25 protein-coding genes are annotated in these 23,879 nt (G+C 53.5%); 1 reads left to right on the top strand and 24 read right to left on the bottom strand.

Annotation, left to right across the window (positions count from 1 at the left end; translation table 11 throughout):
- Positions 1-111: 111 nt before the first annotated feature.
- From ACEN8E_RS20440 to ccoN (ACEN8E_RS20395), 10 genes are all read right to left on the bottom strand, one after another.
- A complete protein-coding gene (locus ACEN8E_RS20440; protein ID WP_495589626.1) occupies positions 112-522 on the bottom strand; it encodes a type II toxin-antitoxin system VapC family toxin in 411 nt (136 codons plus the stop codon).
- Positions 522-776 carry a type II toxin-antitoxin system Phd/YefM family antitoxin gene (locus ACEN8E_RS20435; protein WP_495593362.1) on the bottom strand — a complete coding sequence of 85 codons (255 nt, stop codon included), beginning with the start codon at positions 774-776 and terminating at the stop codon, positions 522-524. Before ACEN8E_RS20435 ends, ACEN8E_RS20440 begins: the two co-directional genes overlap by 1 nt.
- A 181-nt stretch (positions 777-957) precedes the next feature.
- Positions 958-1,935, bottom strand: coding sequence for a cytochrome-c oxidase, cbb3-type subunit III (ccoP, locus tag ACEN8E_RS20430; protein WP_111282311.1), 978 nt, complete (start codon positions 1,933-1,935; stop codon positions 958-960).
- Positions 1,932-2,117 carry a CcoQ/FixQ family Cbb3-type cytochrome c oxidase assembly chaperone gene (locus ACEN8E_RS20425; protein ID WP_003175465.1) on the bottom strand — a complete coding sequence of 62 codons (186 nt, stop codon included), beginning with the start codon at positions 2,115-2,117 and terminating at the stop codon, positions 1,932-1,934. The genes ccoP (ACEN8E_RS20430) and ACEN8E_RS20425 overlap by 4 nt, the downstream gene beginning before the upstream one ends.
- A gap of 5 nt (positions 2,118-2,122) precedes the next feature.
- Entirely contained in the window at positions 2,123-2,731 is a 609-nt protein-coding gene (ccoO, locus tag ACEN8E_RS20420) for a cytochrome-c oxidase, cbb3-type subunit II (RefSeq protein ID WP_009042961.1), read from the bottom strand.
- Positions 2,731-4,173, bottom strand: coding sequence for a cytochrome-c oxidase, cbb3-type subunit I (ccoN, locus tag ACEN8E_RS20415; protein WP_495589625.1), 1,443 nt, complete (start codon positions 4,171-4,173; stop codon positions 2,731-2,733). Before ccoN (ACEN8E_RS20415) ends, ccoO (ACEN8E_RS20420) begins: the two co-directional genes overlap by 1 nt.
- A gap of 482 nt (positions 4,174-4,655) precedes the next feature.
- Entirely contained in the window at positions 4,656-5,609 is a 954-nt protein-coding gene (ccoP, locus tag ACEN8E_RS20410; RefSeq protein WP_495589624.1) for a cytochrome-c oxidase, cbb3-type subunit III, read from the bottom strand.
- Entirely contained in the window at positions 5,606-5,809 is a 204-nt protein-coding gene (locus ACEN8E_RS20405; protein WP_429366576.1) for a cbb3-type cytochrome oxidase subunit 3, read from the bottom strand. Before ACEN8E_RS20405 ends, ccoP (ACEN8E_RS20410) begins: the two co-directional genes overlap by 4 nt.
- A 3-nt stretch (positions 5,810-5,812) precedes the next feature.
- Entirely contained in the window at positions 5,813-6,421 is a 609-nt protein-coding gene (gene ccoO / locus ACEN8E_RS20400; RefSeq protein WP_495589623.1) for a cytochrome-c oxidase, cbb3-type subunit II, read from the bottom strand.
- A gap of 10 nt (positions 6,422-6,431) precedes the next feature.
- Positions 6,432-7,856: a cytochrome-c oxidase, cbb3-type subunit I gene (gene ccoN, locus ACEN8E_RS20395; RefSeq protein WP_495589622.1), complete on the bottom strand. Its 1,425-nt coding sequence runs from the start codon at positions 7,854-7,856 to the stop codon at positions 6,432-6,434.
- Positions 7,857-7,949: 93 nt separating this feature from the next.
- On the opposite strand from ccoN (ACEN8E_RS20395), the gene ACEN8E_RS20390 reads away from it, so the two are divergent.
- Positions 7,950-8,627, top strand: a complete 678-nt coding sequence (locus ACEN8E_RS20390) for an alpha/beta family hydrolase (protein ID WP_495589621.1) — start codon at positions 7,950-7,952, stop codon at positions 8,625-8,627.
- 187 nt (positions 8,628-8,814) lie between these two features.
- Here ACEN8E_RS20390 and ACEN8E_RS20385 read toward each other — a convergent pair whose 3' ends face one another.
- From ACEN8E_RS20385 to wecC, 14 genes are all read right to left on the bottom strand, one after another.
- Positions 8,815-10,380, bottom strand: a complete 1,566-nt coding sequence (locus ACEN8E_RS20385; RefSeq protein WP_495589620.1) for a methyl-accepting chemotaxis protein — start codon at positions 10,378-10,380, stop codon at positions 8,815-8,817.
- Between the two features lie 209 nt (positions 10,381-10,589).
- On the bottom strand, positions 10,590-10,973 hold the full coding sequence (locus ACEN8E_RS20380) for a VanZ family protein (RefSeq protein ID WP_495589619.1): 384 nt from the start codon (positions 10,971-10,973) through the stop codon (positions 10,590-10,592).
- Entirely contained in the window at positions 10,970-13,069 is a 2,100-nt protein-coding gene (locus tag ACEN8E_RS20375; RefSeq protein WP_495589618.1) for a YjbH domain-containing protein, read from the bottom strand. Before ACEN8E_RS20375 ends, ACEN8E_RS20380 begins: the two co-directional genes overlap by 4 nt.
- A complete protein-coding gene (locus ACEN8E_RS20370) occupies positions 13,066-13,797 on the bottom strand; it encodes a capsule biosynthesis GfcC family protein (protein ID WP_495589617.1) in 732 nt (243 codons plus the stop codon). Before ACEN8E_RS20370 ends, ACEN8E_RS20375 begins: the two co-directional genes overlap by 4 nt.
- Before the next feature lie 38 nt (positions 13,798-13,835).
- On the bottom strand, positions 13,836-14,495 hold the full coding sequence (locus tag ACEN8E_RS20365) for a YjbF family lipoprotein (protein WP_495589616.1): 660 nt from the start codon (positions 14,493-14,495) through the stop codon (positions 13,836-13,838).
- 14 nt (positions 14,496-14,509) lie between these two features.
- Positions 14,510-15,616, bottom strand: a complete 1,107-nt coding sequence (locus tag ACEN8E_RS20360; RefSeq protein WP_495589615.1) for a polysaccharide biosynthesis/export family protein — start codon at positions 15,614-15,616, stop codon at positions 14,510-14,512.
- Between the two features lie 87 nt (positions 15,617-15,703).
- The gene (locus ACEN8E_RS20355) at positions 15,704-15,988 is read right to left on the bottom strand and encodes a hypothetical protein (RefSeq protein WP_495589614.1); all 285 of its coding nucleotides are present in this window, start codon (positions 15,986-15,988) and stop codon (positions 15,704-15,706) included.
- Between the two features lie 354 nt (positions 15,989-16,342).
- Positions 16,343-17,104, bottom strand: coding sequence for a WecB/TagA/CpsF family glycosyltransferase (locus ACEN8E_RS20350; RefSeq protein WP_495589613.1), 762 nt, complete (start codon positions 17,102-17,104; stop codon positions 16,343-16,345).
- Positions 17,091-18,155: a glycosyltransferase family 4 protein gene (locus ACEN8E_RS20345; RefSeq protein ID WP_495589612.1), complete on the bottom strand. Its 1,065-nt coding sequence runs from the start codon at positions 18,153-18,155 to the stop codon at positions 17,091-17,093. Before ACEN8E_RS20345 ends, ACEN8E_RS20350 begins: the two co-directional genes overlap by 14 nt.
- Positions 18,148-19,371, bottom strand: coding sequence for an O-antigen ligase family protein (locus ACEN8E_RS20340; RefSeq protein WP_495589611.1), 1,224 nt, complete (start codon positions 19,369-19,371; stop codon positions 18,148-18,150). The genes ACEN8E_RS20345 and ACEN8E_RS20340 overlap by 8 nt, the downstream gene beginning before the upstream one ends.
- A gap of 1 nt (position 19,372) precedes the next feature.
- Entirely contained in the window at positions 19,373-20,164 is a 792-nt protein-coding gene (locus ACEN8E_RS20335) for a hypothetical protein (RefSeq protein WP_495589610.1), read from the bottom strand.
- The gene (locus ACEN8E_RS20330; RefSeq protein WP_495589609.1) at positions 20,161-21,207 is read right to left on the bottom strand and encodes a glycosyltransferase; all 1,047 of its coding nucleotides are present in this window, start codon (positions 21,205-21,207) and stop codon (positions 20,161-20,163) included. The genes ACEN8E_RS20335 and ACEN8E_RS20330 overlap by 4 nt, the downstream gene beginning before the upstream one ends.
- 77 nt (positions 21,208-21,284) lie before the next feature.
- Positions 21,285-22,580 (bottom strand): lipopolysaccharide biosynthesis protein, encoded by a 1,296-nt coding sequence (locus tag ACEN8E_RS20325; RefSeq protein ID WP_495589608.1) that lies wholly within the window; start codon positions 22,578-22,580, stop codon positions 21,285-21,287.
- Positions 22,552-23,829, bottom strand: a complete 1,278-nt coding sequence (gene wecC, locus ACEN8E_RS20320) for a UDP-N-acetyl-D-mannosamine dehydrogenase (protein WP_495589607.1) — start codon at positions 23,827-23,829, stop codon at positions 22,552-22,554. The genes ACEN8E_RS20325 and wecC overlap by 29 nt, the downstream gene beginning before the upstream one ends.
- Between the last annotated feature and the right edge of the window lie 50 nt (positions 23,830-23,879).

Below are 23,879 nucleotides of genomic sequence, written 5' to 3'. Positions count from 1 at the left end.
GCTCTAGCCTGCGGGTGCGACCTTTGGTCACGTTTGGCAAAATCATTTGATGGTGTAATGACTTGAATCAATTGACTTGGGAATTATGGACGGTTTTGCGCATGTCGCCGGTCATTCGCCCCATGGGTTAATCAGTTGTACACCGCTGGACTGAAAGTCTGCGACATTGCGTGTTACGACGGTCAATCCATGAACCAGCGCCGTAGCTGCAATCAACGCGTCACTTTCATTGGCGCGGTCTGGGACATGCAGTCCTGCACAGCGTATGGCTACGGCCGTATCGACCGGCAAGATGCGGGAATCGAATGCCGGCATGACATGATGCTTCAGCCAAGTGCGCAGTACCTTCCCTTGGGCGGCATCCCGGCGCTCTATTCTCAGGACGCCAGTTTCCAGTTCCTTCAAGGTGATAGCCGAAATGAACATGCGTGGCGCGATCACACTTTTGGCCCATGCAACGACGTTCGCGTCGGCATGCGGTTTGCGCAGTTCAGAAATCACGTTGGTGTCGAGTAGATACATCAGGTCAGATCCACAGGGCGATGATTGATAACGGCGCGCTCGGTTTCGAACTCAATGTCTGCTGCGTCCGGCATCGCCAGCAATTCAACGATGTCGGCGTTGGTGCCAGTCAGTTTTTGGTAGTCCTCAATGCTTAGCAGCACATGGGCCGGTTTGCCTCGGTCAGTGATGAAAACGGGCCCCTGGCGAGTGGCTTTTTTGGCACCACTTGTGTCCTGGTTGAATTCGCGGCTGGATATTGTGGTGATGGCCATCATGGTTGGCCCTCCTGAAGTAGCTTTGTAGAAACGTTACTACTATGTGTGGCGATCGACAACCTCGAAGTAGGTGCCGGGCATTACCATCGGTCGAAACCATTGGGCACTGCGGAACAAACAGAACGGCCCCGCCAATTCACATTGGCGGGGCCGTTTTTTGTTACTTCAGGCGTTTGCCTTACTGGGCGTCCGCTGCCTTCTCGCCGTGAGACAGGCTGTAGACGTAAGCGGCCAGCAGGTGAACCTTGTCGTTGCCTTGCAGCTGTTCTTGCGCAGGCATCTGGCCCTGACGGCCGTAACGGATGGTCTGCTGCAGTTGAGCGAAGCTCGAACCGTAGATGAATGCTGCAGGGTGAGTCAGGTTCGGTGCGCCCATCGCTGGTGTGCCCTTGCCTTCCGGACCGTGGCAGGCCACGCAGTTGGTGGCGAACAGTTTCTGCCCGGCAACCGGATCGGCCTTGGTGCCTTCCGGCAGCTTGCGGCCATCGAGGTTGGTCAGGACAAACGCAGCCACGTCGGCCACGCCTTGCTCGCCAATCACTTCAGCCCACGCAGGCATCACGGCATGACGGCCGCCCATGATGGTGGTCTTGATGGTTTGCGGCTCGCCGCCCCAGCGCCAGTCGGCGTCGGTCAGGTTAGGGAAACCATAGGCGCCCTTGGCATCGGAACCATGGCAAACCGAGCAGTTGGAGGCGAACAGGCGGCCACCCATCTTCAGGGCTTGCGGGTCCTTGGCCACTTCTTCGATCGGCATGGCTGCGAACTTGGCGAAGATCGGACCGAACTTGGCGTCCGACCTGGCCATTTCCTTTTCCCACTCGTGAACGCCGGTCCAGCCGGTCTGGCCGTTGGCGAACGGGGTCTGCTTCTCGTTGTCGAGGTAGCCGTAACCCGGCAGCAGGCCTTTCCAGTTACCCAGGCCCGGATACAGCGCCAGGTAGCCCAATGCGAAGATGATGGTGCCCACGAACAGCATGAACCACCATTTCGGCAGCGGGTTGTCGTACTCCTCGATCCCGTCGAAGGAATGCCCGACTGTCTCGTCCGTCTGTTCTGCGCGCTGGCCCTTGCGGGTCGACAGCAGCAGCCAGGTCAGGGAAAAGATCGTACCGAGACTGAGGACTGTGACGTACAGACTCCAGAATGTAGTCATTCTTTGTTACTCCTAGAAGCTTGCTCGACGTGCTTGATGGCTTCGGGATCATCCGCGAACGGCAGCAAGGTCGCGTCTTCAAACTCCGACTTGCGCTTGGGGCTGAACACCCACAGAGCCAGTCCGATGAAGGCCACCATGACAACTACGGTGCCCAGGCCACGAATCATCCCGATATCCATTTAGATCACCGTTTGCTTTTGATGATGGTGCCCAGGCCTTGCAGATAGGCCACCAGCGCGTCCATTTCGGTTTTGCCCTTCACGGCATCCTTGGCACCGGCGATGTCTTCGTCGGTGTAAGGGACGCCGAGCGTGCGCAAGACTTCCATTTTCTTGGCGGTGTCTTTGCCGTCGAGCTTGTTTTCCACGAGGAACGGGTAGGCTGGCATTTTCGACTCAGGCACTACGTTGCGCGGGTTGTACAAGTGCGCGCGCTGCCAGTCATCGGAGTAACGACCGCCGACACGGGCCAGGTCCGGACCGGTACGCTTGGAACCCCACAGGAACGGGTGGTCCCAGACGCTTTCACCGGCGACCGAGTAGTGGCCGTAGCGTTCGGTCTCGGCGCGGAACGGACGGATCATCTGCGAGTGGCAGCCGACACAACCGTTGGCGATATAAACGTCCCGGCCTTCCAGTTCAAGGGCAGTGCGAGGCTTCATGCCCTCGACCGGCTTGTTGGTGACATCCTGGAAAAACAGCGGAACGATCTGGGTCAGGCCGCCGATGCTGACGGCGATGACCATGAAGAAGGCCAGCAGGCCAATATTCTTCTCGACTGCTTCATGCTTCATCAGTGAGCTCCAACTACAACGATCTGTTCGGCGGCTTCAGCTTCTGCCGGGTTCGAGGCGCGTACGGTGCGGAAAACGTTGTAAGCCATGAAGAGCATGCCGGTGGCGAAGAACGCACCGCCCAGGGCGCGAACGATGAAACCAGGGTGGCTGGCTTGCAGCGCTTCGACGAACGAGTAGGTGAGGGTGCCGTCATCGTTGATTGCACGCCACATCAGGCCCTGGGTGATGCCGTTGACCCACATCGAAGCGATGTACAGAACGGTACCGATGGTTGCGAGCCAGAAGTGCGTGTTGATCAGGCCGGTGCTGTGCATCTGCGCACGACCGAACAGTTTCGGGATCATGTGGTAGATCGCGCCGATCGAGATCATCGCCACCCAGCCCAGAGCGCCGGCGTGTACGTGGCCGATGGTCCAGTCGGTGTAGTGCGAGAGCGAGTTGACGGTCTTGATCGCCATCATCGGACCTTCGAAGGTCGACATGCCGTAGAACGCCAGGGACACCACCAGGAAGCGCAGGATCGGGTCGGTGCGCAGCTTATGCCAGGCGCCCGACAGGGTCATCATGCCGTTGATCATGCCGCCCCAGCTTGGCGCCAGCAGGATGATCGACATGGCCATGCCCAGGGACTGAGCCCAGTCCGGCAGTGCGGTGTAGTGCAGGTGGTGCGGTCCGGCCCAGATGTACAGGGTGATCAGCGCCCAGAAGTGCACGATCGACAGGCGATAGGAGTAGATCGGACGCTCGGCCTGTTTCGGCACGAAGTAGTACATCATCCCCAGGAAGCCGGTGGTCAGGAAGAAGCCTACGGCGTTGTGGCCGTACCACCACTGGATCATGGCGTCGGTCGCACCGGAATAGGCCGAGTAGGACTTGAACAGGCTGACCGGCAGCGACATGTGGTTGACGATGTGCAGCATCGCGGTCACGACGATGAACGCGCCGTAGAACCAGTTGCCCACATAGATGTGCTTGGTCTTGCGCTTGACGATGGTGCCGAAGAACACCAGACCGTAGGTGACCCAGACGATGGCCAGCAGAATAGCGATAGGCCATTCCAGCTCAGCGTATTCCTTGGTGGTGGTGTAACCCAACGGCAAGGTAATACCGGCGGCGACAATCACCGCTTGCCAACCCCAGAAGGTGAAGGCCGCGAGGCTGTCGGAAATCAGTCGCGTTTGGCAGGTTCGCTGCACGACGTAATAGGAAGTGGCAAACAGTGCACATCCACCGAAGGCGAAAATCACCAGGTTGGTATGCAGCGGGCGCAGGCGTCCAAAGCTCGTCCACGGCAGACCGAAATTCAACTCCGGCCAGACCAGTTGCGAGGCGATGAAGACACCGAGCCCCATGCCAAGGATCCCCCAGACCACCGTCATGATGGCGAACTGGCGGACTACCTTATAGTTATAAGCAGTCGGACTGATTGCTGTGCTCATTCTAAGGTTCCACGGTTTGGGTGTTTTATTAGGATTAAAAATCGGCCGCAAGTATGGAGAAAGCAGGGGGTCATTGCAACGCGCCATGACCTGGGTCAATGCTTTCAAATGCTGATTCTGCGGCCTTTCCATGCGCCGCGTAGGGACAAATTTGCCCGCGGGCAAAACATCCCGGCGGACTGATCAGGCGAGGGGGTCAGGTCGGATGTAACGGGGTGTGTTCAAACGCAACGTTTGGCTGACCGAAGGTAATTGGCGCGACAGCCGGTATCTACCAGCCTTTGCGGCCTGTCATCGGGCAGATTCGTCGAACACATCGTTCAGGGTCGACCTGGAACCGGCACCGGCCAGTCCGCATCGGGGGAAGCTTAGACCCGAATCCAGGGATCCGAAAGGAAGTCTGCGCGAGGGTGCGACAATGGGTCGCAAAGGGGCAGGGAACTGCCGCATCCGGGAGAATGCGGCAGCAGAGCGGTCGGGATTTATTTGCGGTTGTCTTCAGCCTGCAGGCGCTCGGTATTCAAACCGTGGGACAGGCTGTACACATACGCGGCCAGCAATTGCACCTTGTCATTGCCCAGCAGTTCATTCTGCGCCGGCATATGGCCCTGGCGACCATGCCGAATCGTCTGTTCAAGCTGCGTCAGGCTGGTGCCGTAGATAAAGCCGGCCGGGTGCGTCAGGTTCGGCGCGCCCATGGCTTCAGTGCCCTGGCCGTTTGCCCCGTGACAGGCGACGCAGGTGGTACTGAATGCCTGCTGTCCGGCCTGCAGGTCGGCTTTGCTGTCGGCAGGCAACGGCAGGCCGGCCAGACCATGGCGCACGTAAGCGGCGACGTTCTTCACGCCGTCTTCCCCCAGGACTTCACCCCAGGCCGGCATCGCCGCCATCCGGCCACCCATGATGGTGGTCTTGATGGTTTCTGCGCTGCCGCCCCAGCGCCAGTCGCTGTCGGTCAGGTTGGGGAAGCCGTATGCACCCTTGGCATCCGAGCCGTGGCACACCGAGCAGTTGGAGGCAAACAGGCGGCCGCCCATTTTCAGCGCCTGTGGGTCCTTGGCCACTTCTTCCACGGGCATCGCCGCGAACCTGGCGAAGATCGGCCCGAACTTCGCGTCAGCCTTGGCCATTTCCTTTTCCCACTCGTGCACGCCGGTCCAGCCGTTTTCATAACCGGGGAGGATGCCTTTCCAGTTGCCCAGGCCGGGATAGAGGATCAGGTAGCCGACCGCAAACACCAGGGTGCCGGCGAACAGCATGAACCACCATTGCGGCAACGGGTTGTCGTACTCCTCGATGCCGTCGAAGCTGTGGCCCATGGTCTGGTCGACGCTGCCCTTGGTTTCGCCCTTGCGGGTGCCGATCAGCAGCCAGGTCAGGCCGATCAGGCTGCCGATGGTCAGTACGCAGATCCACGTACTCCAGAAGGTGGTCATGGCCGGGTACTCCTTGCGGCGGATTCTTGTTGATTGCTGTTTTCGGATTGCGGCTCATCGGCGAACGGCAGCAGGCGCGCTTCGGCGAATGCCGGACCGCGCTTGCCGTTGAACACCCACAGGGTCAGGCCGACGAAGGCGATGAAGACAACGACGGTGCCCAGGCCGCGGATCATTCCAGTGCTCATCTCGACAACCATGGTTCACCTCTTGCTCTTGATGGCAGTGCCGAGCACTTGCAGGTAGGCGACCAGCGCATCCATTTCGCTCTTGCCCTTGAGCGAGGCGACGGCACCGGTGATGTCCTGGTCGGTGTACGGCACGCCCAGGGTGCGCATGGCGCGCAGCTTGGTTTCGGTGTGGCTGCTGTCGAGCTGATTGGCCACCAGCCACGGGTAGGCGGGCATCTTCGATTCCGGTACGACGTTGCGCGGGTTGTACAGGTGTGCCCGGTGCCAGTCATCCGAGTAGCGCGCGCCGACCCGCGCCAGGTCCGGTCCGGTGCGTTTCGAGCCCCACAGAAACGGGTGATCCCAGACGCTTTCACCGGCCACCGAGTAGTGCCCGTAGCGTTCGGTCTCGGCACGGAACGGACGGATCATCTGTGAGTGACAGCCGACGCAGCCTTCGCGGATATAGATGTCGCGACCTTCCAGTTGCAGCGCGGTGTAGGGCTTCATGCCTTCCACCGGTTTGTTGGTCACGTCCTGGAAGAACAGCGGGACGATCTGGGTCAGGCCGCCGATGCTCACGGCCAGGATCATCAGCAACAGCAACAGGCCGACGTTTTTCTCGATAGTTTCGTGTTTCATGGCGGACTCCTCAGGCCATCTGCGCGGCAGCGGCGACTTCGGCAGGCTGCGAGGCCCGCACGGTGCGCCAGGTGTTGTAGGCCATCAGCAACATGCCGCTGAGGAAGATCGCCCCGCCCACCAGCCGCACGATGAAGCCTGGATGGCTGGCCACCAGGGTTTCGACGAAGGAGTAAGTCAGCGTGCCGTCCTCGTTCACCGCACGCCACATCAGGCCCTGGGCGATACCGTTGACCCACATCGAGGCGATGTACAGGACGGTGCCGATAGTGGCGAGCCAGAAATGCGCGTTGATCAGGCCGATGCTGTGCATCTGCTCGCGGCCGAAGACTTTCGGGATCATGTGATACAGCGCGCCGATGGAGATCATCGCCACCCAGCCGAGCGCGCCGGCGTGTACGTGGCCGATGGTCCAGTCGGTGTAGTGGGAGAGGGCGTTGACCGTCTTGATCGCCATCATCGGCCCTTCGAAGGTCGACATGCCGTAGAACGCCAGCGACACCACGAGGAAGCGCAGGACCGGGTCGCTGCGCAACTTATGCCAGGCGCCCGAGAGCGTCATCATGCCGTTGATCATCCCGCCCCAGCTCGGTGCCAGCAGGATCAGCGACATCACCATGCCCAGTGACTGTGCCCAGTCCGGCAGCGCGGTGTAGTGCAAGTGGTGCGGACCGGCCCAGATGTACAAAGTGATCAGCGCCCAGAAGTGCACGATCGACAGGCGATAGGAATACACCGGGCGCTCGGCCTGTTTCGGCACGAAGTAGTACATCATCCCGAGGAAACCGGCGGTGAGGAAAAAGCCTACGGCGTTGTGGCCGTACCACCATTGCACCATCGCGTCGGTGGCACCCGAGTACAGCGAGTAGGACTTGGTGAAGCTGACCGGCAATTCCATGTTGTTGACGATGTGCAGGATCGCCACGGTGACGATGAACGCCCCGAAGAACCAGTTACCGACGTAGATGTGCTTGGTCTTGCGTTGCATGATCGTGCCGAAGAACACGATGGCGTAGGCGACCCAGACGATGGTGATCAGGATGTCGATCGGCCATTCCAGCTCGGCGTATTCCTTGGAACTGGTGTAGCCCAGCGGCAGGCTGATGGCCGCCAGCAGGATCACCAGCTGCCAGCCCCAGAAACAGAACGCGGCGATTTTCGGCGCAAACAACCGGGTCTGGCAGGTGCGTTGCACCGAATAGAACGAACTGGCAAACAACGCGCAGCCGCCAAAGGCGAAGATCACGGCGTTGGTGTGCAGTGGGCGCAAGCGGCCAAAGCTGGTCCACGGCAAATTGAAGTTGAGTTCGGGCCAGACCAACTGGGCAGCGAGAAAAACCCCGAGCCCCATGCCGACGATGCCCCACACCACCGTCATAATGGCGAATTGGCGGACCACCTTGTAGTTGTAGGCGGTACTGATAGAAGTGTTCATGGTTCCCCATCCACGGTTCAGCCGAAGTGAGCGCGCAGCGCTTGGCAGTGCACTCTTCGGCCGGAGTTATAGGCAGACTAAAGCGAGGCAAGCATGGACAAAGGGCACAAGGCCGGTATTGACGGGGATCAATGGGCGCAGTGCGTGCGTGATCATGGATGGTTGTGGAATGCCGCGGCCGGCAAGGCTGCGGCAACGCTGATCCTCGCCCACGGCGCCGGTGCACCGATGGACAGCGACTGGATGAGTAACATGGCTGCACGCCTCGCCGTTCAAGGCATCAACGTATTGCGCTTCGAGTTTCCGTACATGGCGCAGCGGCGCATGGATGGCGGCAAGCGCCCGCCGAACCCGGCGCCGAAACTGCTGGAATGCTGGCGCGAGGTACATGCCCAAGTGCGACGCCATGTCACTGGGCCACTGGCCATGGGTGGCAAGTCCATGGGCGGGCGGATGGCCAGTCTGCTCGCCGATGAGTTGGGGGCGGACGCGCTGGTGTGCCTGGGTTATCCGTTCTATGCGGTGGGCAAACCGGAGAAACCACGGGTCGAGCATTTGGCCGGCCTGAAGACGCGGACCTTGATCGTCCAGGGCGAGCGCGATGCACTGGGCAATCGTGAGGCGGTCGAGGGCTATGCGCTATCGCCGGGTATCGAAGTGTTGTGGCTGGTGGCGGGGGATCATGACTTGAAGCCGTTGAAGGCTTCCGGGTTTACACACGAGCAGCATTTGGCGGCTGCGGCGCAGAGAGTGGCTGCATTTCTTCGGTGAGATTTTCAATGCCCTTGAGGGCCTCTTCGCGAGCAGGCTCGCTCCCACAGGGATTTGCGTACCACTCCGGTCCACTGTGGGAGCGAGCCTGCTCGCGAATGCGATCTGCCAGGTAACATTACAACCAAATTGGCAATAAAAAACCCGGAGGCTTTCACCGTCCGGGTTTTGTTTTTTCCAGCATCAATCAGCGGTTAAACCGCTCCACCAACGAATACTGAGTATTGGCGGTCTTGGTCAGCTCTTCACTCAGCAATGCCGAGTTCTGCGCCTGTTCCGAGGTCCGGTCCGCCAGCTCCGAGATGTTGCTGATGTTGCGGCTGATTTCTTCGGCCACGGCACTTTGCTCTTCGGTCGCGGCAGCGATCTGGGTGGTCATGTCGGTGATGTTGGCCACCGCTTCGCTGATCCCGACCAGTGCCTGGTCCGCTTCCAGTACCCGCGCCACGCCTTCTTCGGCCTGGCGATGCCCAGCTTCCATGGTTTGCACGGCGGTGCCGGCGGTTTGCTGGAGCTTGGCGATCAGCGCATGAATCTGCCCGGTGGACTCGCTGGTGCGTTGCGCCAGTTGACGGACCTCGTCGGCGACCACCGCAAAACCACGACCCATCTCGCCGGCACGGGCCGCTTCGATGGCGGCGTTCAGGGCCAGCAGGTTGGTCTGGTCGGCGATGCCTTTGATCACGTCGACCACGCCACCGATTTCGTTGCTGTCCTTGGCCAGTTGGGTCACGGTCACGCCGGTTTCACCGACCACCACCGACAGGCGCTGGATGGCTTCGCGGGTTTCCCCGGCGATGTCACGACCACGACCGGTCAGCCGATTGGCTTCCTGGGTCGCGTCGGCGGTGCGTTGCACGTGGCTGGCGACTTCCTGGGTGGTAGCGGCCATCTGATTGACCGCGGTGGCCACTTGCTCGGTCTCGACGCGTTGACGTTCCAGGCCACTGGAGCTGTTGTGCGCCAGGGCATCGGACTGCCTGGCCTGATCGGTCAGGTGTTCGGCCGTGTCCTGCAGACGTGTCAGGCAGGTTTTCAGGCGTGCTTCCTGACTGAGGATGGACATTTCCAGACGCGCCTGGGCGCCGCGACTGTCGGTGTACATCTGGGCGATCAACGGATCGGAGGTGGTCTGCTCGGCCAGGCGCAGCAAGCGCTTGAGGCCACGCTGTTGCCACTGAAGGCCCATCAGGCCCAGCGGCACAGAAAGACCGGCCGCCAGGGCAAACCCCCATTGGGAGTTCAACGAGGCACCGATCATGAAGCTCAATTGGCTGACCAGAATGAACGGCAGCCAGTCCTGCAGCATCGGCAACCATTTATCCGAGGAGGGAACAGCCGACTTGCCCTGATTGATGCGTTGGTAGAGCGCTTCGGCACGGCGGATCTGCTCGGCGGTGGGCTTGACCCGCACCGACTCGTAACCGATCACCTGATTGCCTTCGAAGATCGGCGTCACATAGGCGTTAACCCAGTAGTGATCGCCGCTCTTGCAGCGGTTCTTCACAATGCCCATCCAGGGCAAGCCTTGCTTCAGCGTACCCCACATGTGCGCGAACACCGCAGCCGGCACATCGGGGTGACGCACCAGGTTATGCGGCGCACGAATCAACTCATCACGAGAAAACCCGCTGATCTCAACGAAGGCATCGTTGCAGTAGGTGATCATGCCCTTGGCATCGGTGGTGGAAATCAACCGTTGCTGAGCGGGGAAGGTTCGTTCGCGTTGTGTAATAGGCTGGTTGTTACGCATGGCGGTTTCAATCCGTGAGGCTTTGACAGCGTATCGGCGGGGGGGAGGATTTGTTGAGTTTATTTTTCAACAGCCGATGTTGTGCCAAAGGGGGGGACACAAAAACACTGTAGGAGCGAGCTTGCTCGCGATGGTCGTTCAGTTAACGTTGATGTTGTCTGATAGACCATCGCGAGAAAGCTCGCTCCTACAGAAGCTCGGCTAGCGCTTCACGACGTGAGGGCGGATGCCTTTTTAAGCTTGGTGTTCCGATACCCGCGCCACGCCAGAATCACCAACATACCGCACGTCACGCCCGTGGCATTGGCCACCATGTCACCCCATGACGCGCTGCGCAGCGGCATGAAGCTCTGTTCCAGCTCAATCACCATCGAGCCCACCAACGGCCAGAACAACAACCAGATCAACCGCGTGCCGGGGAACGCCAGCCATGCACTCACCGTCAGGCAGGCAAAACCTGCCCAGTGATGCAGCTTGTCCTGATTCTCGAACACCTGGGGCACTGGCTCGCCACGCATACCGGCGAAACACAGCACCAACAGGATCACGAGAAACGCCAGTTTGGGCAGGGCTCGCAGGATTCGCTGCTTCATTCGGTGACCTTGTAGAAGTTGCTGTGGAACAGGTCGATGTTGCGACGCTCCGTCAGGGAATACAGCGAGTAGCTGCGCGCCAGTGCGGCACCACCGTCACGGGTCAGTGGCGTCCAGGCCAGGCTGGCACGGCGGGTGGTGGAGCTGGCCATCAACTCGTCGAACGGAATCGAGAAGTAAATGCCTTTGCCGAAGCTACCTTCGCCGTACTCTTCCGAGGTCGCATTGGTCACCGTTACCCAGCCACCGAAACGCACGCCATTGTTGAATTCGCGAGACAAGTCCACGGTAACCCCGTAGTCCTTGGCCAGATAACGCCCAACGCTGACCGCACCGAGAATGTCCTGGAACGAACTGCGATAGTAGAGGGTGGCATTGCCGGTGATGGTGCTGTAGTCACGCAGACCAAAGCCCTGATCGAAGTCACGCTGCTTGACCCAGTTCATGTCCACACCCACCGCCCAGCGCTCGCCCATCGGACGATACAGCGCTTCGCCACCGACGCCGGCGAACATCGATTCCAGATAGCCACCGTACAGCATGCCGTAAAGGTCCTGATCCAGCTGTTTGACCTTGTTCATCTGGAAGGTCGGCATGGTGACTTCCGAAGTCGTCATGTACTGGCGCAGGTCGGTACGCACACGCGGCAGACCGCTAGGTGCGTCGTACTTGAACTTGTCGAAGTTGTTCGCCAGGTTCGCGCTCAGGGTGCCGCTCCACCACAGGTCAGGCTTGAAGCGATACTCGCCGGTCAAGTCCGCACTGAACTGGTACAACAGGAACCCGTCGGGGCCGCCGACGTTTTGCTTGTAACCCAGGCCCAAGCCATAGCTGAGCGGGTCAGGTTTTTGCTCGAACAGGGTCTTTTCCTGATGCGGTACCGGGACGTTCATCTCGGTCACCCGGCGCAGGTCTTCCAGCGGGCGATCCTCTTGCACCACTTCACGGAAGGTATCGCGCGGCAGGCTGACTTCCTCGACCGGCAGGCTGTAGCGCGTATCGACCATGGTGAACCAGTCGATTTCGTCATTGACGCTGTTGTCCAGAATGCGCGAAGCGCGGCCCACGGCTTTCGGCGTGTGGAAATAACGGCCCTGTTCGCCATAGACGATCACCTCGGAATCCCGCTGGGTGATGCGCGAAACCGTATAGCCCGCGTTGTTTTGCAGGCGCTTGGCGACACCGGCCCACTGCACATCTTGCGGTGCGACCATGGGTTTGGTGTCGGACACAGGTTCAGGCTTCGGGTCGAAGCTTTTGGTCGGCGCCTTGCGGGTGGCGAAGTTGGTGTGCATGGTGATACCGAACATCGCGGTGTTGCCGCGTTCCCAGGCAGCGTGCAGATCGATCCAGTCGTTGGCTTTGAAGACGAAGCCGAGGTTGATTGGCGAGTCCTGGATCTGGTTGTTTTTCAGGGGCTCGTGCTGGTAGTCGTTGCCTTCATATTCCAGCTTGAGCGACAGCGGGTCCCAAGGGGTTTGATAGGTCATACCGCCGAAGAAGGACGGTGATCCTCGGAAATAGCTGTTTGCATTGAAGCCACCGGACGTATCAACCAAGCCCGTCGAATCCGGGCGAGTGTCGAACTTGTCATCTATCCAACCCAGTGGGTTGTCCATGTCACCACGATTGCCAATGTAACCCCAGGCGAGCCCGAGACTGAGATCGAAATCGCCGAAACGTTTGTTGCCTACAAAGTACTCGCTGGAAAACAGGCCGGTACCACCGATGTCTCGTGCGCCTAGCGCAACTTGGGGTATCCAGTGGGTTTCTTCGAGCAAGCGCACTTTTGCGTCGATCGCCTTGTCCTTGAAGCTTTGGTTGCCACTCAAGTCTTCCGAACCATAATCGCGGTTGGTGATAGCGGTATAGCGGAACGAACCCTCCAACCAATCAAACGGCTGAAACGACACGCTGTAACGACTGTAGGGATCGGTACGGTTAGCGTTCAGTGACAACTCGCCCGCAGGCGCCATGCGCGCAGTAGGCGTTTGCAGCAACCCCACGCCACCAAAGTCATTCTGGGTATAACGCGGCTCTGCCCCCGCCCACGTGCTGCAACCCAGCAGCAAGCAAGGGATCAAGTGATACTTCATGGCTTCACCTCCAGCAATGGCTGGGTGGCAATGAAGGCAGCCAGTTCGGTATTCAGGTCAGGCGTGGGATCGCCTTGTTTGCTGTTGTGCACCGGCACGTAAATGCGTGCGCCTGGGGCAGGTGGTACGGATGTGGTTTCGTTCCACAGAGCCACGCCATCCTTGAATACCCGGCCGTCAGGCTGAATCACGAACAGCCAATCGGCATCAGCGTTTGGATCGCGCGGGCAAGCCTTGAGATAGTCGATCGCGGCCTGTAACGGTTGGAACGGCAATTCGCACTCACCCAGCACCGCGCCTTCGACCCTAACCGTGGATGGGCGAAGCGGGTAAAGCAGTACATCGCCGTCACTCAGGAAACGGTTATTAACGCGGTTCAATTCAACCTGCACCGGGTCAAGTTGGGCGACCTGGCGTCCGGTCACCGGCATGGCCTGCACCTTGTCGCGAAGGCGCGCGGCAAGCGTTGCCAACCCAGGCTGATCGCCCACTAGCGCATTACTGTGCAAGGTCGACAGATCGAAAAGAACACCAACTTTCAGGCGTTCTTGCGCATCTCGCAGAGGGGTATGCAACCAGGCGGCCCCGAGCAAATAAGCCTTGGGGCTTACCTGAGCCTGCAGCAGCACGTCATGCAGGCGCGTGCCATCCACAATCGAGTAACGCCCGGGCTTGGCGGCATCGCCCTGCACCGTGACCAACGAGTCGGCATTTGCGGCAAAAGTCATGAGCAGGCTGCAGCAAAGCAGCCAGGAAGAGCGAAAAATCATTGCACTACCGGCTTATTCGGGCGCACTTGAACAATGCGTAGGGGCAATTCGGGGGTCAGGTGTTGCACGCTGGCCATGATGAAACCGTCGGCCGGGTCAACCCAGTATCGGTTCTGCGCGGTGAAGCCCAGGCCGTCCATTGAGATCTCTTCGTCCACGCGCAATAACTCGACGTCGCGGTCGAGGATGTGCACGGTCTCCAGGCCCTTTCTGTTGAAACGGCTGGTCACGCTGATACCCATTCGATAACCGTCGGTAAAGTCCACATGACGTCGGGTTTGCAAGCCATCGGGGATGCGGTGCAGTCCGGTCTTGAACGGAGACGCTCCGTCGAAGCGAGTGCCATCCAGATTGTCGTTGAAACCGACACTGCGAATGGCCAGGCCGTCCTCGAGCATCAGGATCTGGCGGGTCGAGGCCATCCAGAAGCCCACACCATCCTGCAGACGCACCAGTGCCATCACGGCTTCACCCGTAGGGGCCTCGATGGTGATCTGGTAGTAAGGCGTTGCATCGACCTGCTGGCGGGTCAGCTCCAAGGGCGCAGGCCCTTCGAACGCGGCCTTCAGCGTGTCCATGGAAGCGGTCATCAACGGATTGCAGGCGCTCACCAGCAAGGAGGCCACCGCCAGGGTGGCCAGTCGCAGAAATTTCACAAGAATTCCAGATCTTAGTTGGTGGTGCCCAAGTCGTCTTTGATGTTGGCACCAACGCTCAGCAAGTTAGCCGAGGGGAAAACCTGGCTGATAAAGCGGTTCCAGCGAGTGATATCGGCCGGGCCAACATACACTACGTCCTGTGGCTTTAATTTGAAGTGCTGGGCAAGGGCAAACGATGAAGGCGACTTCAAATCGATCTGGAAAACCTTGACCGGCTCATCCGCCAGGTTTTCTACGCCACGGATTACATAAACTTCCTTGCCGCTGGAGGTTTCCTGACGCAAGCCGCCGACACTGCCAAGGGCATCCGTGAGGTTCATGTTGCTGCCCTTGAAGCTAAGGGAGCGCGATGTGTTGACTTCACCCAGCAAATAGACCTTTTTCTGGTCGTTGTAAGGCAGGTGAAGTTGATCTCCATCCTTCAGGTAGAGATGGTGCAGATTGGAGTTCTTGCGATTGAGCGCGTCAAGATCGATCAGGTACTCGCGACCATCGCGCTTTAGAACCAGGCCAGAGATATCTGCAGTGCCAGCCTCCACTGAGCCTTGACCAATAGCTTCCAGAAGGCTCAACGGTGTATTGGTGATTGGTAGCTGGCCCGTTTTGGTAAAAGCACCCGAAAGGATAACTTTCTGGCTGACAAAACGCAGGATGCTGACATCCACCTGAGGCTCGGCAACAACCTTGGACAGGCGCGAGGCTATGATCGAGCGAAGTTCGTCGATAGTTTTACCGGCCGCTTCGATAGTGCCCACATAGGGATAGAACAGCGTGCCATCAGGACGAATCAGGCGTCCGTTTGCTTCGATTTGCTGTTGTGGGCCGGACGGAGCGGTCAGTTCCGGGTGATCCCAGACAGTGATGTAAATCAGGTCACCAGGACCAATTCGGTACTCAGCAGGCTGGTAACGCAGCAGCTCCGGGGCAACCACATTCGAATGGTCTGCGGCCGCTTCAATGGCCACCAGTTTTGGCGTAATCGGAACCAGCTCGATACGGCTGCTTTCCGGGGAACCTTCACGTACCAGATTGCCCGTGTCCATGTGCTGACCAGGGGAGAAAATGCAGCCTTGCAGGGTCAGGCCAACCAGCATGGCCAAGGGAAGCGCGCGATTCATTGTAGAAATTGCTCGAAGGGAATAGGCAAAACAAAACCTCCCAGCAAGGCTGGGAGGTTAGCGTATCGAACTTTAAGCGGGGGTCTGTTACCGAGTGGTACCAGTAGTGCCGGTAGTACCAGTGGTGCCGGTAGTACCTGGGGTACCGTCGTTACCGCCGCCGCCACCGCTGTTGGAAGCAGCAACACCGGCAGCGATTACGCCAGCGCCGATTGCCAGACCAGTACCGACGGTTACACCGCCAGCGATTGGAGTGGACAGGGACAACTCGGAGGATGCACCAGGTGCAGGGGCTTTTGCTGGGGCGGTTTCAGCAGCCATCAATGGCAGGCTGATGGAGGTAGCGAGGGCGATGGCCAGTAGTTTTTTCATGTTCGTGCTCCTTGAAAGGATAATCCTTGGGGGTTATCGGTATAAGGGTATTTCAGTATGTGACGGTATTGCAAGCCAGACTTGCTCGAATTAAAAGTCAAATCAGAGCAACCGGACAGTTGCGGTGTATTTACTCACTTTAAATCACCATTGTTAGCGGCACCAAGCTTGTCGCTGAGTCGCTTTGTGTGCTAGTCGTAACAGAAAAGAAGGCTGCATTTTTCGAAATTTGCTGGTCGTGTCTAGTTGATGTCTATGCGGTGACGATTGGCCATTTTGATAAAAATTGTCGAGCGTTATGCTGTTGTAGCGTAATAGTCCAGGGTTTCTCTAATTTTTGACCAGAAATTCAGTTCATTTTCCTTTATTTTTTTTGTTATGCGTGAGCTGGACTAGTTTTTCTTTGAGCAGCAACCAGCCGAAGATACTATTAGTGATCAGATAGCGCTTCCACATGCGTCTGGGCTCTTGAATGACTCGGTACAGCCATTCCAAACCCCAATTCTGCATCCATTCCGGAGCGCGTTTGACCTTGCCTGCAACTACGTCAAAGGTTCCCCCTACACCCATAACGAAGGTCACTCCGAGTTGATCCCGCCAACGATTAATAAAATTTTCTTTTTTGGGTGAGGTTATGGCGACGAAAAGCATTTTGGCGCCCGAGCTGCGAATTTTATCAACCACCGCCGCTTCGTCGTCCCAGAAGTAACCGTGGTGGAAACCAGCAATTGGCAGCGCTGGATAAATTGTTCGGACGTTTTCGGCTGCAGTGGCTACGATTTCCTCTGTTGCCCCGAGAAGGAATACAGAGAAATTGTTAGTTTCACTCATTGCCAAAAGTTCGTAAAACAAGTCGACCCCTGCAACTCGCTCTTGCACGTCATAACCAAGAAACCTAGCGCCAAGGACTACGCCCATTCCGTCGATATTGATAATGTCGCAAGAGCGCACTGATTCATTGAGCTGTGAATCAGTACGCATATTTACTAATTTTGCGACATTCACGACAACATGTTGAATGAAGCTACCTTTTTCGAGAGCGGTACGAATTTTCTCTACAGTAGTGCTCATGCTGCCGATATCCATCGGGCAGCCTAAAATTTCAACCCTCTTCATTGCTTAGCTCTAGTTCTTGAATGAGTTTAATGGATATTGTTTTTAGCCCATACCGTTGTAGGCACGACTGGGAGATGTCTTGTTTGTTTATTGCGGAGGATAAGCCGTTTAATATCGCTTGGTGGACCGAATTGACTGAAAAGTCATTTGCCATAAATACACCTTCTAGCCCACTCAGTGCTGATATTACTGCCGGATTAGGCCCAATAACTACGGGGCACCCACGGGAAAGTGCCTCTATATAAACCATTCCAAATGAGTCGTAGTCACTTGGGAGGACAAATATATTGCTACTATTGTAAAGCTCGTTTTTTTCGAGTTCATTAACCCAACCTAAAAAATGTATATTTTTTTGCTGTGGGGATGAGGTTGATATTTTTTTTAATTGTTCTAGTTCTGGACCGTTGCCGGCTATTTTTAACTTTGAATTGGTTGGCAGAAGTGAAAATGAATTTATGACTAAGTCAAAATTTTTTCCTTTTGCAAGACGCCCGATAGAAAGTAGTGTTTTCTCATCGTTCCAAGTTTTTGGGGTGATGTGATAACTATTTTGTGGCAAGCAATTTGGGATGACGCTCACATTGGTTATGTTTGCGCTTCTATATATTTTTTCCCACCATTCGCTAAGAACAAAATTTTTATGGCTGATTTTTGATAGGAGTAGCAAGCATTTATTGAAAAATCCGTTGCTATGTAGATAGTCTTTGAAATCAGCGGAGTGGTGGTGGGTGTACGCTTTTACCCCGAGTATTCGAGCGATAAATGCGATCTGAAGCTTTCTTATTAGAGACCCTTTTGGGCCTGCGTGTAAATAAGCAATTGGGGTTTCTTTTAGACAGATGCGACCAAGTAGAACTCGAGAGATAAAGCTAATTGCTGCGATTGCAAAAACAACACTGTTCTGTAGCCTGTTTGCATTCGGTTCATGAGTCACAAATTCTCTTGTTTTGAAGCCTTGCTGGTTCAGACAAGTAATGAAAGATGCTGTGGCGGTTGATATTCCGCCTTTACTTGATGATGCATTCGTAGAGAATATGTAAATTTCACGCATAAGAGTGCTCCTGGCGTTGAGCAGGTAATGCGTGTTTTCGGGGGGGAAGGAACTTGCTGTTAAGCCCGTAAGCGAGCGCTCCCGCGATAAGAGGGGCCGATACACCAGAAAAAATAACGTGGCCAGCAGTAAGGCTGATGCCGGTTAATAGGGATAATAGTAATACCGTGGCTTTGGATCCGGCATGATTTTTATTAAAATAAGCTTTGTAAATTATTAGGGATAGGAAACCATATACTAGCAGCACTCCCAGTATGCCGTATGTCATTAAAGTATCAATGATGTCAATTTCTACTATACCTCCATGCGGCATATTATCAGTCCATCGTAAGCCTCCGCCAAGGATCATGCTAAGTAAGGAGTAATTGTCGAATAAATCTAGTGCTTGCATCGCCCAAATATTTCTAAGGCTAAAGATAAGTGAGGCTAATCCGTTCTTATCATAAAAGTAAGTTAGTCGGGATATTTGATCAATCTGATATAGCGCGTAATATCCAGCAAACCCGATTGTGCCTAGGGCAAATACGAGTATGGCAGCTCTCTTGAGGGCGACATTGCTTGCATTTTTGTGCTTGAGAAGTGGCATGAAAACAAAAAGCACTGCAATCGATAGGATTGATGCTTTCATGGTTGTTAACGCTGCTACAGCGATAGCTAGAATGGAGAATAATAGGTATTTCGCCATTTTTTGTCGTTCAAAGTAACTTATCATTACAATGCCGCCGGAGCACGCAAGCGCCACTGACAGTTCATTTCCTGCATAGAAAAAACCGCGAGTTCCGTATGTTTGATCCCCTAACGAGTACTGTGCATACCCAAATCCAAGGCTGCCTAGGAATATATTTATCGCGATTACCGTAAAGGAAATTTTGGCTAAGGTTATTATATTCTCGTTGTGTTTGCTTGCCGCGGTGGTTGTGGACATGTATTGAAATAGAAGGTAAATAAATACAAGTTTTGAAATCCAGTCAAGTGATCGTTGGAGTTCATCCCATGTTGGGGTTTGTATTGTATGGGCAAAGACAAACAAAGCTATTAATAGCGTAAGGCCAATGTACTTTTTGATGCTGCGTAATTGAAGTACGCAAAGCGCAAAGACTAGCGCTTTATAATATGGTGAAATAGATGTTGAGTAAGAGTAGATAAGGAATCCATTGATGGAGTCTACTAGTAGGCTTATGTAGAGCAGGTAGAAGATAGCGTTACTTCGTTTCATTTTAATAATTGTTCGTTGAGGTGAACGTTTCCAGTTCTACAGAACTGCCATGCTGGAAATAAAAATGGTTATCGGTAAAATTTATAGGTCTTGTACGGCCATAACCAAATGGAATATGGTCGAATCCGCGTAGTAAGTCGATTAAGCCATAAATCAAAATGCGAGCGGCTTTGTTCAGTGCGCCTCGTCGATCTATAAATTTATAAATGAATTCTGGTAGTAAAGAAAGAGTTGCAGAAGAGGCAATGCAGAACTTAAGCTCCGGTGAGATTTCTCTATCAGATGCTCTTATTTTTAAGAGTCGATGCATGAATTGGCTAATATGCGACGTTTTAATAATCATGAAGGATTGTTGTGCTGGGTACGGCGTACCTTTTCCGCAGCCAAAAGCCATAGGCTTATTCATTGAGGATATGCATTGATCAATGAAATTGTCTCCATGGATAAGAGCATCTTGTTCAATGTATACCCAGTAATCATACTCATTTAGTAGTGCCAGGGTCATGCCCATAATGTGGGCTCTAGTAACTCCTGAGAGTTTGTAGTCGCAGCGTGTAGAGTGTCCAAAGTTCTTTTCCAGGCTGATGAGCTGTTCGCCTTGGTTAAGAGCAGGCTTTATTGGTGAAGCAGAGTCAATTATATAAATATTGGCAGATGAACTGGTTTTTCTGATGCTTTCGTGCCAGATTTCATGGAAGTCTTTGTCTCTAATTGTGTCGTCACCAATTAGGGTCTCTCGACTATCGATATTTTCACTCGAGCACCACCATCCCGTGGTAATTACATAATTCATCTAAATAACCCCATTGACTCTATTGCTCCTCGAAGATTTCCTATAAAGTGTGGATTGGGTCGATTCCCCTGAATGAGTAATTCCCAATTCCCAACAGCAGACTCTATAGAATATTTTCTGTGGCAGGTCTTCCGAAAATCTTCCAACTGCCACTCGGGAATGCTCATGTTGTGGACGTGTATTAATTGATTCGCGGACTTTATCGCTTTGATGTTGTACTTCGATTTAAAGTTGGAAAGGGCTTCAATTTGACCGCCTTTGTTGCTGGTTAGTATTTTTTTTCCTAAAAAAGCGGACTCAATTGCGGTGACGCAAAAGGTTTCATTTCCACCTAAACCGCAAGCTATAAAATCAAGCTCATTTATTTTTTTATAAAGATCACTGCGTCCTATTGTGCCGTGCGTGAAAACCTTTGCTTGCTTATCTGTTGAAAGGTTTTCTGGATTGTATAGGCCTCCACCAAAGACATGCCATTCAAATGTCCAGGAGGCAGTAGAGGTTATTCTGTTTTTTAGCTCAATGAACTCATTATAACCTTTCTCTGATGATGTGTTTCCAATGTAAGCGCATTTGATCTTTTTGTGGTTTTTGGGCGCGCTTAAACTGGATGTGAGATGGTTATTCAAAAGAGTTAAATCTAAAGGGTTGTAAATAATTGTAATTTTTTTATAGAAGTGTAGTATCTTCGATGCGTTTATTTTTATGTGTCGTAAAGCATGGTTTAGAGAAACAAAAATATGTCTTTCGATGTCTTTCTCGTGCAGCGTTTTGAAGATGCTGTCTGTTCTTATCGGGTTGTGATGCCAAAACCATATCTTTGCTGCAGTAAGATTAATTATTGAGGCGAAAGTGTGAGAGTACTCTACTCCTACGCAGACAATAATTTTAGGTAGAGGGCTTTCGTTAAGTAGCTGTTTGCTATTGCTGTTTTTTAGGCCTAGGAATTGAACATCGCGCTCTAGGTGGGGTTGTGCGTTTGATGCCTCATTCACTACGGTTACTTTGTGTTTGGACCTTGCCAGACCTTCGGCAATCCAAAGCATGGAGGATATAGTTCCTGATGCGCCCTCGGATTCTAATTTTGAGAAGTCGCTATGCCTAATATCTGCGCAGTAGAAGATTATATGATTCTTTTTATTGTCCATGCTTTTGCCAGGATTAAGCCTAAGTATTGAAGGAAAATTGTAAATACGCCGAGTAATAAACTGTGCTTGGTTGCTATGTAAAATGCAGCGATAAAAATAATATTTGCAGCTGTTGTGATATAAAATTCTATTTTGGTTTTTCCAATTGCGCTTAATGTTAAGTGGTAGGCGCAAAATGCGAAGCCTAGCAAGTGACAGGCAATGTAAAGTCTTATTTGTTGTCTGTGGTCATGTATTGCTGTAAGGATGGTGCTTTCAATGGGGAGTATGGTTGAGGTGAAAAGAGCGAGTTCGAATAATATGTATATGGCTGCAGAGATTAAAACGAAGTGTTTTGTGTGTTCGTTTATTCTTTTTTTGAGTGTGAGCCTGTTGTTTGATGCTGAAACTAAAGCTCCAAAAACTATTGGGTAAACTGGTGCCAAAAATTTTGATAGTGCATAACCAAGTTTTTTTAGTAGGTCATATATTGCGAGTGTGCTCGGCCCTAGGTTGAGGTTTATTATAATTTTGTCGAAGTGGTTTATAAGAAGGTCGGAAGCGTTTTTAGGGTGTAAATAGAGATTGTATTGGAAGAAACTTGCTAGGTCGGGTTTTCTAGGCTTTAGTGTGCTGAGTTTCAATTTCGAAATGCAATAAATATTCGCAATGGCGTGGGGCAGCCCGAAGAGCCAAAGAGTGTAACTTAATAGTTTTATTGCGGTTTCTTTTTCTGTGGTTAGGGTGCAGATTGAAATGATTGTGATGGCCTTTGTAAGTTCAGATGTTAAGGCAATCAGTGCTGGTGGGTTAAATTTTTCTTTGCTTCTATATAGTGCAGTATAAATTGATAGGTGGCTAATTGAGAAGCCAATAATGTAGCTTCTCAAAATTCCTATGTACTCATCAGAGATGATTTGATGGAAATCGTTAATGTTCTTTATTTGAAAAGCGATGGCTAGTGTGGTTATAGTGAATATTATATCGTTTGTGGTGACTGCGGTTATTGCGTTTTGTTGGTTGTCTTTTAACTTTATTAGTAGCCACTGCCATCCATTTACGTACAAAAGTGAGTAAAGTATATTGGCTATAGTAGTGGCTAAAATAAAGTTTCCGTAATTCTCTATGTCTAAAAATTTTATTAATATGGGGATCCATGCTAATGAGACTGCAGCAGTAGATATGTTTAGCAGGCTAAGGCTGCTGACTTTTTTTAAAAAGCTCACATGGATCTCTTTTATTGCTTTTGGTGAAGGCTGTGGTTCACTGGTTTTGGGTTTGCCAGATTCCACGTGTGTCGATCATTGGATATTTGTTTATTTTTTTTGAATCGATTGATTTGAACTCATTGTGATCGACCAGGAGTACAACTATATCTGCTTCCTCCAAGGCTTGTTCAATCGTTTTTAATTCTAATAATTGTTTTGTGTGTTGCGGTAGCTCTTGGATATTTGGCTCTACTGCAAATACTCTTCCCGCGTGCATTTCTGCAATTTTTTGAGTGATCGCTAGTGCAGGACTTTCTCGTAAGTCATCGATGTTTGGTTTGAAGGTGAGACCAAAGCAAGCAATGGTAAGTTCTCTGGCAGTTTTATCTGGATTTGCCTGAAGAACATCTGTAACCGCAATTTTTACCGAATCAATCACCCATTGTGGCTTGTTGTCGTTAACTTCTCGTGCCGCTCGAATCAATTTAGCTTGTTCTGGTGTTTTGCTCACAATGAACCATGGATCAACTGCTATGCAATGACCGCCAACACCTGGGCCAGGCTGTAGGATTTTTACTCTTGGGTGGCGATTCGCCAAACGGATGAGTTCCCAAACATTTATGTCTAGTTTATCGCAGATCATTGATAGTTCGTTTGCGAAGGCAATGTTCACGTCGCGGAAACTGTTTTCGGTGAGTTTGCACATTTCTGCGGTGCGAGCATTTGTAACAATGCACTCGCCTTGAACAAAAACTTTATAAAGCTTGATTGCTAGTTCTGAGCACTTTGGAGTCATGCCGCCAATGACTCGGTCGTTCTGTACGAGTTCACGTAAAACGTGACCTGGCAGTACGCGTTCCGGGCAGTGAGCGATACGTATATCGGAGTCTTCACCATGGGTTTGCGGAAAGCTTAAATCTGGTCGCGCCTCTGCAAGCCAGGCGGCCATTTGTTCAGTGGCACCCACGGGGGAGGTTGACTCGAGGATGACCAAGTCACCTTTCTTCAATACAGGGGAGATGCTTTTGCTGGCGGATTCGATATAGCTTAGATCAGGCTCGTGATCACCTTTGAATGGCGTTGGTACGGCGATCAAAAAGGCGTCAGCGGCTTCCGGTTGGGTAGTCGCACGAAGATATCCTTCAGTTACGGCCGCGTGCACTACCATATCTAGGTCTGGCTCAACAATATGAATTTGACCACGATTAATTAAGTCCACCGCTCTTTTATTGACGTCGACACCGATTACTTGTTTTTTGCGCGAAGCGAATACGGCCGCTGTTGGCAGCCCAATGTATCCGAGGCCAATGACGGAGATGGTTGTGAAAGGCATTGAACGTCCTTGATAAATGTTTGTTTAATATAGATAACCAGCGCGCAAGG

The organism is Pseudomonas sp. Pseusp9 (genome assembly GCF_059491265.1).
This window is presented reverse-complemented; position numbering and strand designations above follow the sequence as displayed.